Here is a 12,735-nt window from a genome sequence, read left to right as displayed (position 1 = left end):
CGGGTAGGTGTGGCGGTAAAGGTTGGGGTCGCCGTGCGGGTAGGTGTGGCGGTAAAGGTTGGGGTCGCCGGTGGTAATGTTGGTGGCGATGTTGGCGGCAACGTAGCCTCTACAGTTGGTGACGGTGAAGGTGTCGCCGTCCGGGTTGGGGTCGCCGTCCGGGTTGGGGTCGCCGTCCGGGTTGGGGTTGCGGTTGGCAATGTTGTCGGCGTACTCGTCGGAGTAGCCGTATTCGTTGGCGTTAGCGTAGCCGTATTCGTTGGCGTTGGCGTAGCCGTATTCGTTGGCGTTGGCGTGGCCGTTGCTGTCGGTACCTCGATCACGATGACCGGAACATCTGTTGGTTCGGTCTGTGATGTAGTGACCGGAGTTGGCTCTTCTGCCGGTGCCGCAATGACACTGGGATTGAACGGTGGTAACAGGGGGCCACCGCTCCAGAAACTGTAATCAGCCCTGCCGCTGCTACTCACGTCACCGCTGAACCACTCCATGCGCGGCGCAACCTGATCGATCATCAGGTTGATCACCAGCGAGATCAGCAGCAATAATAGCAACAGAGAACCGAGAATCAGCCAGGGCAATGGTCGTCGGAGACGATCGCGGTCAAGCAGCCGATTCCAGGCCGGTTGCTGGTTTTTCAGGAGTGGCGGTATCATCGGCGTACCGTAACGTGAAGAAGAACGTACTTCCCTGACCTGGCGTACTTTCGACGCCGATTGTCCCCCCTAGACGCTCGATCAGTTGCTTACAGATAGCTAAGCCCAATCCAATGCCACGTTCACCGGAGTTAATCCCCTCATTTGTCCCATCACCGCGAAAGAAGCGCTCGAAAATTTGTTGATGCAGGTTGGATGGAATGCCACGCCCTGTATCACTGACCTCAATCTTCAATACATCAGGTTGAGGAATAGCGCGAACTGTGATAGTACCGGCACTCGTATAACGCCGGGCATTGTCAAGCAACTGAAGCGTGATAGTGCGGACATGATCGAAATCGGCCAGTACCATTGGCAACTTCCTTGGTATTTCAACGTTAAGCCGCAATCCTTTAGCTTTGATCTGTCCTTGCATCTGCCAGATCGCATCTTCAAGTGGCCGCTGCACCTCAATAGGCTCGAGAGTGGATTTCAGTGAACCAGAGTCGAGATTAGCAATGGTGATGACATTGCTAATCAGGTTGGTCATGTTGTTTGCCTGTAACCGAATTGCTTCAACGAAGCTCTTCTGTTCATCTTCGAGCGGCCCGGCTAGACCACGCGCCAGAAGGTCGGCATTTCCACGAATGACCGTGAGTGGGGTGCGTAATTCGTGGGAAATTGTACCGATAAAGTTTGTCTTTGCCCGGTCGACCATCACCTCTTCGGTAAGGTCTTGCAAGACGGCGACATACCCTAACAGATGCCCATCATCTTCACGAACATCTTCGACTGACAGCCGAACAATATAACTGCCAAGGGTATAGAGATTTTGGGCGCGTTGATCACCAAAGCCTGGAATACCTTCGGTCAGTGGTTTGAGCGGTAGATCACTGAGTCGTCTGGGTAGTGCTGTATCATCATGCAAACCAAGCAGGTGGCGTGTAGCGCGATTAATAGAACGAATCTCACCATGGACATCAATAAAGATAATACCGTCAGTGATACTTTCGACGATTGCAGTGCGCTGGCGAGCTTCGGCACGTACCTGGGCAAGCAATTCAATCAGGTACTCGGTCATTCGATTGAATTGTTGCGCTAAAACACCGATCTCATTCTGCGTATTCACTGACGCACGTCGTTGTAGATCACCGTTCACGACTGCACTAGCTGTTTCGGCAAGCACTTCGAGAGGGCGGGTAATTCGGCGGGCTACCCACAAGCCAAGTACAGCAATTCCCAGACCTAAGCTGAAGGTAATCAGTGCCAGCAATGGGCTAATATTGTTCCACGTTAACAGCACCTCTTCACGAGTGCGGGCAGTCGCCATGATACCGGCACGTCCCCCACGAATGGTTAGTGGCACATAAGCAAATTGATACTCGACACCATTGATCGTTTCGATGGTGAAGAGGGTTTGTCCATACGGGTCAGGGTTGGCTTTAACCTGTGAAACCAGCTCTTGCCGTAGCGGTGCCGGTCGCACCTGGCTGCTAAAGGTAGTGGCTATCAGATTTCCTTCCTGATCGTAGAGAATGATCCCATCTAATCGGGACTGTTGTACAACGGTGTTGAGCAGGTTATCGATGCGAATTGCTACGATCAGGCCGCCAACCACCTCATTACCCCGTCGTACCGGCGCGATAGTTGCCAGGTAGAGGGTCTGCGTATTGCTAAACTGGATCAGGCCAGCGTATTTATCACCACGCTCATCGGCCTCACCATTGAGGATGCGTGACGTAAACCAGGCACTGCTGAGATCAATGGAGTCGTGAGTAATATATGTCTCTTCACCGGCGAGCGGTGGCCGCTCAAAATCGACAATCGTGCGACCGTTGCGGTCAAATGCCATCAACCGGTCAAGGCGGACATCACTGCGACGGGTACCTTGTAGGAAGAAAGGTTCGAGGGCGAGCCGTAAACCTTCAACGTTGTTTTCATAGAATGCGTCGGCCACTGCCGGTGCATTGATGCTCTCGTTGCGCTGGGCGAAAGCTACTTCGCGTAAAAAGCTGAGATTCGCCTGTTCCTGAGCAAGAAGCGCATCGCTAACTGTGCGCGTTGCTGCAGCCAGCTCGTTGTCAAAGCGATCCTGTTGTTGACGGGCGAGAAAAAAAGCGACAATCGTCAATCCTACGATTGCTACCACAATCGCGAGGAGGAGGAAGGGGCCGATAATCTGGTATTTGAGCTGTTTTTGCAGCTCGCCAATCAGCCGACGCATGACTGTCTTCCTGTAGTGCGCTGGTTTGTCGTCCGACAGCGAAAAGGATGCGTGTCATAAGCCTGTCTGTCTGAATAACGTACTGTAGTTCCACATGCATCCCGCTGGTGAATGATACATCCCTCCATTCCAGGTCGCTTACCAATAGTATAAGACAGGTTATGACAATTGCGAATACCTTTATGATGCCAAATGGCTAACAGTTTATTTATGTACGAAAAGCCTGTAGTACGATGTAGTTTGATGTAATGCGTTGTAATATCTGAAGCTAAAACCGTAAAAGCGCTTTTCGTCGTGTTGTCATGGTATAATGCCGTCGAGTGTTTGGATTCATTGTTTATTCATCTCTGTGCGGCGCCATGCAACTACGCTTTCTCGGCACCGGTACGTCGATGGGGGTTCCCGTTATCGGCTGCGATTGCCCAATTTGTACCTCTTCCGATCCTCGCCATCACCGGTTACGTACATCGGCGCTGATCCGCAGTCATGGCCTCACAATTCTGATCGATGCCGGTCCTGATTTTCGCATCCAGGCGCTGAATGCCGGTCTACGACGCATTGATGCAGTGCTGTTGACCCACGCTCACTTCGATCACGTAGCCGGTCTCGATGATTTGCGCCCCTTCTGTTTGCGGCAGGGATCGCTTCCCATTTTCGGCAGTGCGCGAACGCTGGCCGATGTACGACAGCGCTTTGCCTATGCGTTTGATGATACGTCGCAGGGTTCTTCGCGCCCCTCGATTACCCTTCACGCCGTGGAAGAACCATTTCAGATCGGGCCATTGACGGTTGTTCCGATTGCCGTTCCCCATGGTACCTGGATGATTACTGCCTATCGGATTGGTGCGCTCGGCTATGTAACTGATGCCAGTACAGTACCGCCATCCGCTATTATGGCACTCCGTGGTGTGCGAGTTTTAGTCCTCAATGCGCTGCGTGCTGAGCCACATCCAACCCATCTCTCGATTACCGAGGCGGGTCGGGTGGCACAAGAAGTCGGCGCTCAACGCACTTTTCTGGTTCATATGACCCATTCGGTTGATTATCGAGCCGACTATGGCCTGCCGCCTGAGGTGACCTTCGCCTACGATGGCCTTGAGATTGAGGTTTGATCCGCTGTTACCGAATAACACACGATGATTCGTTTTGCAATCGATGCCCGCTTACACGCCTACCGTCAGGGTGGTATTACCCACTACACGCGTAGTCTGGCGACGGCCATGATCCCACTGCTCGACGATGAGGAGGAGTTGATCGTTTTGGAGCATGTCCGTGCCCGTACCTCGCTCGTTGCTGCGGCACGCCGGAGCCGTTTGTTCACCCCACCGCATCATCCACTCGAGCAGCTCGCGTTACCGCTCGAAGTCTGGTTTCGACGCCCCTCGCTGTTGCATAGCCCCGATTTTATTCCACCTTTGATCCGTACTTTCCCGGCAGTCATTACCATTCACGATCTCGCTTTTCTGCACTTTCCAGAAATCATCGACCGGGCAGCACGGCGCTACTATGGTCAGATTTACCAGGCTGCTGCCAGCGCCGAGGCAATTATTGCGGTATCGCAGGCTACCCGTGATGATATTGTTGATCGGTTAGGGGTACCACCCGAACGAATCACGGTCATTTATGAAGCAGCCGATGCCCGTTTTCGTCCCTGGCACCTTCCTCCAGGTGCAACACGAACGATAGATGGTCAGATGCTGAGAAACGATACGTTCTTGCTCTTCGTCAGCACCATCGAACCGCGCAAGAATATTCCTACACTGCTGCGTGCCCTGCGCATCTGTTGTGATCGCCGACCAGCGGTCAATTATCACCTGGTGCTGGCCGGTGCACGTGGCTGGCTTGATCAACCAATTTTGTCACTGATTGGTGAATTGAGTTTGCAGGATCGGGTCACCCGGATTGGCTTCGTTAGTGGTGAGGATCTGCACTGGCTATATGCAGCCTGCCGCATCTATTTGAATCCATCGCGTTACGAAGGGTTTGGATTACCGGCCCTTGAGGCCCTGGCCTGCGGTGCGCCAACTATCGTCGCCGATACCAGCAGTCTGCCCGAAGTGGTTGGTGACGCCGCCTGGCTGGCACCGCCACTCGATCCAATTGCCTGGGCCGATCTGATCGAGCAACTCTGGCACGACGACTCGGCACGGAAGGAACTCTCCCGGCGTGGGCCACAACAGGCGGCACGCTTTTCATGGACAACGGCAGCACAACAGACATTAGCCCTCTACCGCCAGTTAATCAGGCGATCCTGAGGATGTGTAGAGCTTCTGCAACGCAACAGCTCTACTGTTTAACCCTCCGTTATTTCAGTGCGTAAGAGAGGATGCAGATGGGTTGCCGCCAGCCAGGCCTCGATGCCGGCCGGTGGTGAGATGCCCTGTTCGGAGATAATGCCGGTCAACAAATCGAGAGGTGTCCGGTCGGAATACGCGGTCTGCACCGTAATGCCCGGCGGTGAGTCTGGCCAGATCTGGTATGGCGCCATTGATGGATGTGGTGGTAAACGATAGCCGGGAGGGAGCAGTTTTTCACTGGAACAGAGCGTGTAAAACGGTACATCAGTCGCATGGGCGGCCAGGGCAAGCGAATATGTTCCGACACGGTTGATCAAGCCGTCGCTACTGATCAGATCAGCGCCAACCAGGACGAGCTGACAGTGGGCGACCTGCGTGGCTGCTGAGGCATCGGTGATGAGCGTTGTGTTAATACCACTTGCGGCCAGCTCACCGGCCAGCATCCTTCCTTCTTCAGCGGGGCGGCTTTCCGTACAAATGACTCGTGGTCGCCGACCGGCGCGCTGCGCGTGACGCAGCGCCGCTCGCACCGTTGTACTGCGGCCAATGGTGAGAATTGTGGCTTCCTCGCTAATCAGACGAAGGGTTGTCTCAGCAATTGCTGCTTCATGGACATGCAGACGGCGGCGAAAATCATTTGTCGTTTCATCGACCAATCGCAGCGCCGTTTCACTCTCGTCTGTCTCGTCGAGACGCCAGAGTAAGCCATTGACCAGATTCACCAGTGGCGCTATCGTTGGGTGGCTGCGAATTAATGCTCGCCCAACGGTAAGTATCTCGCGTTGCACATCAGCGCGATCAGCCATCGGTCGGCTACGTACTGCCCTGGCCAGTATCTCTGCACATTTTTGGGCTATTTCTACGGCACCTGAGACCGTATCGGCTGCAATTGTGGCAACGGATTGGGCGATAAATGGATCCATAGAAATTCCTGTGCCGGCATTCAACAAATACACATCACTGGCTTCATTGCCAGCCTTCACCTTCCGAATCTTACCATAGCACAGGTTGGTAGTGTTCAGAGTCGTTAATTTGTTTGCCGGTGAGGGAGATTGCGCAACAGTTCGGCCAGTTGTGGAATTGAAAACGGTTTGGAGAGCAATTTACCACGGAGTTGCTCTTTCTGTTCTGGTTTCAGTGTGCTAAGCGTGTCACCGCTGATAAAAATGATCCGCTCGGCCAGGTGTGGATACGTGCGCCGAATCGCTTCGCTGAGATCAAAACCACTTTTTTGCGGCATCCGCAGATCGGTAATCACCAGATCAAACGGTTGGATTGCCAGCACTTTCATTGCCTCATCGACATCGCCAACCGTTGTTGTCTGATGACCCAGTTCACCAAGCAGGCGTTGCAGCATGTGCCGAATGGTCTCTTCGTCATCGACCACTAATACCCGTTGACGCGGGCCACTCTCTATCTCTAGTGGTTGCTCTGGTGATGATGTTTCGGTAATCGATGTGCTGATCACCGGCAGACGGATGAAGACCGTTGTGCCTATGGCCTCATGGCTTTCAACCCAAATCTGGCCCTTGTGCTCTTGAATGATGCCATAGCAGATCGAGAGGCCAAGTCCGGTACCTTGCCCAACTGGCTTCGTGGTGAAGAACGGGTTGAAAATCTTATCGAGATATTGGGCCGGAATACCGATACCGGTATCACTAATTGCAATTTCAATGAACGAACCGTCACCCGATTCATATCGCCGGGTACGAATGGTCAGCGTGCCCGATCCTTTTTCGCTCATTGCCTGGCGAGCGTTCGTGATGAGATTGAGTAGCACTTGCTGCAACTGATGGGGGTCGGCCAGTGTTTGCGGTAACTCCGAATCGAGTTCAAGCTGGACAGTGATATTATCCACTCGCAACTGATACGCTTGTAACGATAGCGTGCTCTGCACAACCTCATTTATCTGGACGAGCAGGCGTTCTGGTTTGTGCTCACGGGCAAACATCAACAGGTTCCGCACGATGCGACTGGCGCGGTCGGCTTGTTGACGAATCTGTTCAACGTCGGCACGAACATCTTCCGGCAGAGTGCGATTGCGCATGAGTAATTGCGCATAACCAGAGATGCTTGCCAGCGGGTTGTTTAATTCGTGCGCAACGCCGGCGACTAACTGGCCAAGTGCCGAGAGTTTATCCGACTGAATGAGTTGCTGTTCCAGGCGACGCCGTTCAGTAAGGTCACGTCCGACACAAACAATCATTGCCTGGTCGTCAACGTTCAGGCGTTGTGCATTCATCTCAACAATCGCCAGCTCTTTTGATTGGCGCTGGAGTGAAACGGTAAACGGTGGCTGTGACAAACCACTCGCTACCCGCTGGAGCGCTTGCGCAATTGTGGGCCATTCCTGCGCCAGACACCAGCGTTGTAGTGATTGTCCAACGAGATCGCTTACTTCAACGCCGAGTATCTGTGCACTGCTCTGATTGCCACTGATGATACGCCAGCTCGCGTCCAGCATCAGTATCATATCGGAGGCGTTGGTAAAGATTGTTCGATAACGTGCTTCGTTCCGCTGGGCTGCCTGGTACAGGCGAGCGTTTTCGAGCGCAATCGCTGCATAGTCGGCCAGGGCAGCGAGCAGATACTGGTCGCTCTCACTAAAGCTGCGATTGCTTCGGCGATGATTGACAACCAAGACGCCGGTAATCCGATCTCCAACCTGCAATGGTGTCTGGAGTGTTGCCTGAACGACGAATGCCGGTGCAATAATGATCGGTTCACCAGTCATACCACTGTGCAGGCGTATTGATTTTCCGCATTGGATAACCTGACCTACCAGCGAATTTGTAACTTGAAGACGGAGTTGGTGCGGTGACTCAACGGTGACATTACGTAATGCCAGGGGTATGAGTTCGTTCCCCTGATCACTGTATTGAAAGAGCACTCCCTCATCGGCCTGTGTGATATAAACAGCCGCTTCCACGATCCGATCCAGCAATTGACGTTGATCAATCAGCGCAGTGACTGATTTGCCAACGCGGGTAAGAACAGTTAACTCTTGCACCCGCTGCTGGAGGAGTCCAACCAGGCGATCTCGTTCACGCTTCAGGCGCCGTTCGCGTAGAGCCTGGTCAATCGCTTCACGGGCTTCAGTATCGGAAAAGGGCTTGATCAGATAATTGCGGGCACCAAGGCGAAATGCTTCAACCGCAATCATTTCGGAGCCGTGAGCAGTCATTAAAATGACCGGAATGTCGATCCCTTCCTGGGTCAAGATGCGGAGAAAGTCAAGCCCGTTCATATCGGGCAACTGAAGATCGAGTAAAATCAGGTCTGGCTGGTGGGCGCGCAATCGTGCCAGCCCACTCTGACCGGTGAGGGCAATTGCCGCCCGGTAGCCCAGTTCTGGCAGCACGGTATTGGCCAGCATGCGGCCCACGTGCTCACTATCATCAACCACAAGGATCTCTTCCATGGTGAAGGTTCCGAATTGATCTCATGTAAGGAGAGATTGGTCAGATTGTAAGCAATACGTAACGATAACCAACTCTGGTGTAGAATTGTACATGGAAGCTATGCTAACTGCAACTTTGTAAAGGATAGCCATGGAAGCGGAAACGCGGCGAATTGTGACGACGCTGGGCGACATTAATGTCGATCTCGGCTTTTTGTTGCCGCACTTTCCCCGCGAAGGCGACGACAATCCGGCGATGGCGGTGCATTGGGGTGGGGGTGGTGCCGGTCTCAATATGGCAGTTGCGGTTGGGCGGTTGGGAGCTATTCCCTATTTGATTGCTCGGGTTGGGAATGATCTGGCCGGCTCGTTTGCGCTACAGACGGCACGCACCCATGGTGTGCAGGTCAGTACAGTCCAGGTTGATCCCGGCGCTGCTACCGGTCTCTGTGGCATCATGGTCACCCCTGGCGGTCAGCGTAGTTTTCTTAGCTTTCGTGGCGCAAATGTCTTTTGTGATGCCTCTACGATTACGCCTTCGCTCATCCGCTCAAGTCGTTTGCTGCTGATTGGATCGCACGCCCTACTTGATGATCCACAGCGTTCAGCCGCACTTCAGGCAATGGAACTGGCAATCGAGCAGCGTTGCCCAATTGTGCTTGATCTTTGTTTGCCGGCGATTCGTGTTGCCCGCCGCTTAATCGTGCGGCTCTTACCACAGTTGTGGCTCCTGACCATGAATGAAGATGAACTGCGGGCTTTGTTGCCGGGTCAGAGTATTGCCCAGGCACTTGATAGCTTGCTGAGCGCCGGTGTGCAGCATGTGGCGATTAAACGTGGTGCCCAGGGGTGTAGTGTCGCCAACAATCAGGGACGCCGACTCGATGTTTTGCCGCCGGCGGTATCGGTCGTTGATACGACAGCATGCGGTGACGCATTTAGTGCTGCGTATGCCTGGGGCTTGATCCACGGTCTCGATCTGTCGCAAAGTGCAACGCTTGCTAATCTGGTCGGTGCGCTAACGGCGACGCGCCACGGTGCAGTAGAGGCAATTCCTGCAGTAGATGAGATTCGGAGTCGGTTGAATACCACTATCGCCGATCGCTTGTGGCCATCTGTACCGTAAGGTACGGTAAGGAGTTTAGATATGCCCCCAATTTGGAAAGAACATCTTGATCGCTTGCGTTTGCGCGGTTTGCGCGAGATGTTTCGTACTGCCAAGCCGATCATCGGTATGGTTCACTGCTGGCCTCTCCCCGGTGCTCCCGGATATACCGGCTATGGGATGCAAACGATCATCGATCATGCGATTCGTGATGCTGAAGCCCTTGCCGAAGGCGGGTGTGATGGCTTAATTGTCGAAAATATGTGGGATATTCCGTTTCGGGCTGGCCCTCACGTCCCGCCAGAGAGTATTGCCGCCCAGGCCGTGGTTGCTCACGCCGTGCGGCAGGCGGTTCCTGAATTACCCCTTGGGATTAACCTTGTTCACAATGGCGGTGTGGCTTTGCTGGGCATTGCTATTGCGGCTGGGGCCAGCTTTATTCGTGTGTGTATGTTCACTGGGGCCGGGGTGTGGGATGCCGGGAGTTGGGACGAAGGATGTGCTGCCGATCTGATGCGTCGGCGTAAAGAGTTGCACGCCGAGTCGATCAAGATTTTTGCCGATGTTGATAAGAAGCATTCGGTACGTTTCCCAGGCATTGATCTGGCAACCCATATCGAATGGACACGCTTTTTCGGTGCCGATGCCATCATCGTCTCTGGCCGTATGACCGGTGATGCACCGGATATCGCAAAGGTTAGGCAGGCACGCGAGCTGGCCGGCGATACGCCCATCCTACTCGGCAGTGGTACTACCGAACAGAATATTGCTGCCTTTATGGAGGTAGCCGACGGGGTTATTGTTGGCAGCAGTATCAAACAAGACGGTGAGATTGCCAATCCGGTAGATGTGGCACGGGTGCGTCGGTTTGTGGCAGCGGCACGTGGCCGTGGCTAGGCTCATCTGAGATTATCGCTCTGCTCGTTGCTGGCTGTTCAATCCAGGTTATAGCAATGGCACCGTGCGCATGGTGCGAGTGTCTGCCCTGCCTCTCGTACAGGTGCGGGATGTGACCATCGCTAACAGTTCATGGTTCTATACGCTGCTATAGTACTTTTGGTTTGATCGAAGATAGTACTGATCTTGTTCCTCGACGGGACTATCATACTATTGCAGTGCTGGTTACCGTAAGATATTGTAGGGTTGAACGGTAAATGTATTGTGCATTTGACTACACCGTTCTTCAGGTCGGGTTGTTAGTGCGGCGGTACGGAGTATCAGCAAGCATTTGCCCACTATCGTAGTAAGAGTTGCAGCTTCACCTTACCAGACATCGTAACATCAACCTTGCCAGTTGTTGAACGTAGCGTCGTAGAGATCCTCATCTTACAGTACGTTGTTCGGTAAAATCATCTAACAACCTTGATCACTCAACGCCCCGCCGATAGGCGGGGCGTTTTCTTTGTCAATTTCGTGTCAGGTTTGTCGATGGACAGGTATAAGCCTCATATCTGAGCTGGTTTTTGGTCATTGCACGCTATCAACCTCACCTGAACACCGCACCTGCGGGCGCCGCACTACGGTACGCAAGCGCTGTCGTACCGTGGGGACGCGAGATTTCGGCTCGCTTACGACCTGCAACAATCCGCCGTGTCTGCTTCCGGCAGTATCACCCCCTGAACCAACACGCGACAGCGGGATCCATACGGCATCGGTGGTTCCCCACCTTCACCGGGACGTGTCGCATACCTCCACTGACGCGGCATCATCGTCACCCGCTCGCCCCCATCACGCTGGCTGTGCGCCGGTACGGGTCTGACACTCCGAATGATGCACAGTACCGGTCAAGATTTGATATGATACGTTTTCGGCAATCCTGGTCTTGCATTGGTCCGCTGCTAAGCTCTGAGAGAATGCCTGATGTGGTGTAGGAATAGAATACGTTATCCTCAATAGAAGCACTACGGCAGCAATAAGACAGACATTTCATCTTGTCACGCCTGAGAGCCAAATTGCTCGCATACTCACTTCTGGGAAAGGATTGAATGATGAATGTTGCTTTGGCCGCAACCCATCATGATCCCGATGGTCGGCTCTATTCGCAGATGGTACGTGCCTTTCCGCGTCTTCAGCAGTATTTTGATAACATCGCCATTCTCTTGACTCCAACCAGTGCCGCACAGACCCAAAGCTGGCTCGTGCAGGCTGACATTACCTTGCGCGTGGCACCGCCTGATGAGCCGATTGGTCATTTGCACCTGGGGCGCTGGCGGAGAGGAGCGGTTGATCTGGCATTGCAGGCGTTTCCTGATTCCGATTGGTTTCTGTTTTGTGATCTCGACCGGGTGTTGCACTGGATTGAATACTGGCCTGATGAGCTGATGGTGACGCTTGAGGGGTTACCGGCGGCTGATGTGACAGTACTTGGCCGTACGCCACGGGCGCTGGCCAGTCATCCGCGTGCGCAGGTAGCGACCGAGTCGCTGGTGAATGAGGTGTTTGGGCGCATGACCGGGTATGGGTGGGATGTCATGGCCGCAGCCAGAGGTCTGTCACGGCGGGCAGCGCACCTGATTGCGACTACCAGCCAAGATGATAGTATCGGTGCCGATTGTACGTGGTTGCTGTTGGCCCAGCAGGCAGGGTTGACTATGGCGTATCGGGCCACGGAAGGGTTGGAATTTGAGACCCTTGATCGATTTACCGATGAAGTAGCGGCTCTTGGTAGCGCAGAAGCCTGGATCGAGCGTTTCGATGCCGATCTGCGCAACTGGCTTATGCGGGTTGATCTGGCCCGTACCGTCATTGCTGCCCTGGCTGCATCTAAAGCGCAGTGATCCTGGTCAAGCGATTGGTTGGTCGCCGGCTTCTGCACACACCGTGGATGCACCTGCTGGTGTAGTACAGTTTCACGGCCGGGTTGCCCGCAGCACACGGTATGGAGTGCGGTAGCCACGTTGCCGCACCAGCCGTGCTCACACGCAGGCGCGGGTTGCCGTGCGCAGTGTGCCGGTACGTGCCTATGATGATGGGGATGTGCGGGCACGGGCAGTAGGGCACGGCATGCCGTGCGCAGTGTGCCGGTACGTGCCTACGATGATGGGGATGTGCGGGCACGGGCAGGTAGGGGCGCG

8 protein-coding genes and 1 pseudogene are annotated in these 12,735 nt (G+C 54.1%); 5 read left to right on the top strand and 4 right to left on the bottom strand.

All coding sequences use genetic code 11. From position 1 onward, the window contains the following. Positions 1-656 (bottom strand): annotated as a pseudogene (locus VAE55_RS04760) (hypothetical protein); the annotation flags it as partial. Then, positions 604-2,859 (bottom strand): ATP-binding protein, encoded by a 2,256-nt coding sequence (locus VAE55_RS04755; RefSeq protein ID WP_322814662.1) that lies wholly within the window; start codon positions 2,857-2,859, stop codon positions 604-606. The pseudogene VAE55_RS04760 and the gene VAE55_RS04755, both read right to left, overlap by 53 nt. A gap of 359 nt (positions 2,860-3,218) precedes the next feature. On the opposite strand from VAE55_RS04755, the gene VAE55_RS04750 reads away from it, so the two are divergent. Both VAE55_RS04750 and VAE55_RS04745 read left to right on the top strand, forming a co-directional pair. Further along, positions 3,219-3,971 (top strand): MBL fold metallo-hydrolase, encoded by a 753-nt coding sequence (locus VAE55_RS04750; protein ID WP_322814661.1) that lies wholly within the window; start codon positions 3,219-3,221, stop codon positions 3,969-3,971. Positions 3,972-3,995: 24 nt separating this feature from the next. Beyond that, a complete protein-coding gene (locus tag VAE55_RS04745) occupies positions 3,996-5,114 on the top strand; it encodes a glycosyltransferase family 1 protein (protein WP_322814660.1) in 1,119 nt (372 codons plus the stop codon). 38 nt (positions 5,115-5,152) lie between these two features. Here the strand turns inward: VAE55_RS04745 and VAE55_RS04740 are convergent, their stop codons facing one another. Both VAE55_RS04740 and VAE55_RS04735 read right to left on the bottom strand, forming a co-directional pair. After that, positions 5,153-6,079 carry an initiation factor 2B gene (locus VAE55_RS04740; protein ID WP_322814659.1) on the bottom strand — a complete coding sequence of 309 codons (927 nt, stop codon included), beginning with the start codon at positions 6,077-6,079 and terminating at the stop codon, positions 5,153-5,155. Between the two features lie 104 nt (positions 6,080-6,183). Then, on the bottom strand, positions 6,184-8,577 hold the full coding sequence (locus tag VAE55_RS04735; protein WP_322814658.1) for a response regulator: 2,394 nt from the start codon (positions 8,575-8,577) through the stop codon (positions 6,184-6,186). A gap of 130 nt (positions 8,578-8,707) precedes the next feature. Here VAE55_RS04735 and VAE55_RS04730 point away from each other — a divergent pair, with 130 nt between their 5' ends. From VAE55_RS04730 to VAE55_RS04720, 3 genes are all read left to right on the top strand, one after another. Further along, positions 8,708-9,682, top strand: a complete 975-nt coding sequence (locus VAE55_RS04730) for a carbohydrate kinase family protein (RefSeq protein WP_322814657.1) — start codon at positions 8,708-8,710, stop codon at positions 9,680-9,682. 21 nt (positions 9,683-9,703) lie between these two features. Next, positions 9,704-10,558: a BtpA/SgcQ family protein gene (locus VAE55_RS04725; RefSeq protein WP_322814656.1), complete on the top strand. Its 855-nt coding sequence runs from the start codon at positions 9,704-9,706 to the stop codon at positions 10,556-10,558. A 1,088-nt stretch (positions 10,559-11,646) separates the two neighbouring features. Then, the gene (locus VAE55_RS04720; RefSeq protein WP_322814655.1) at positions 11,647-12,438 is read left to right on the top strand and encodes a hypothetical protein; all 792 of its coding nucleotides are present in this window, start codon (positions 11,647-11,649) and stop codon (positions 12,436-12,438) included. Positions 12,439-12,735: the final 297 nt, after the last annotated feature.

Source organism: Chloroflexus sp. (genome assembly GCF_034432675.1).
GTDB lineage: Bacteria > Chloroflexota > Chloroflexia > Chloroflexales > Chloroflexaceae > Chloroflexus.
This window is presented reverse-complemented; position numbering and strand designations above follow the sequence as displayed.

Bases quoted from the DNA above. Each gene is read 5' to 3' on its own strand.
- VAE55_RS04730 (WP_322814657.1), top strand. From the start codon at position 8,708: ATGGAAGCGGAAACGCGGCGAATTGTGACGACGCTGGGCGACATTAAT.
- VAE55_RS04755 (WP_322814662.1), bottom strand. From the start codon at position 2,859: ATGCGTCGGCTGATTGGCGAGCTGCAAAAACAGCTCAAATACCAGATT.
- VAE55_RS04740 (WP_322814659.1), bottom strand. From the start codon at position 6,079: ATGGATCCATTTATCGCCCAATCCGTTGCCACAATTGCAGCCGATACG.
- VAE55_RS04735 (WP_322814658.1), bottom strand. From the start codon at position 8,577: ATGGAAGAGATCCTTGTGGTTGATGATAGTGAGCACGTGGGCCGCATG.
- VAE55_RS04750 (WP_322814661.1), top strand. From the start codon at position 3,219: ATGCAACTACGCTTTCTCGGCACCGGTACGTCGATGGGGGTTCCCGTT.
- VAE55_RS04720 (WP_322814655.1), top strand. From the start codon at position 11,647: ATGATGAATGTTGCTTTGGCCGCAACCCATCATGATCCCGATGGTCGG.
- VAE55_RS04745 (WP_322814660.1), top strand. From the start codon at position 3,996: ATGATTCGTTTTGCAATCGATGCCCGCTTACACGCCTACCGTCAGGGT.
- VAE55_RS04725 (WP_322814656.1), top strand. From the start codon at position 9,704: ATGCCCCCAATTTGGAAAGAACATCTTGATCGCTTGCGTTTGCGCGGT.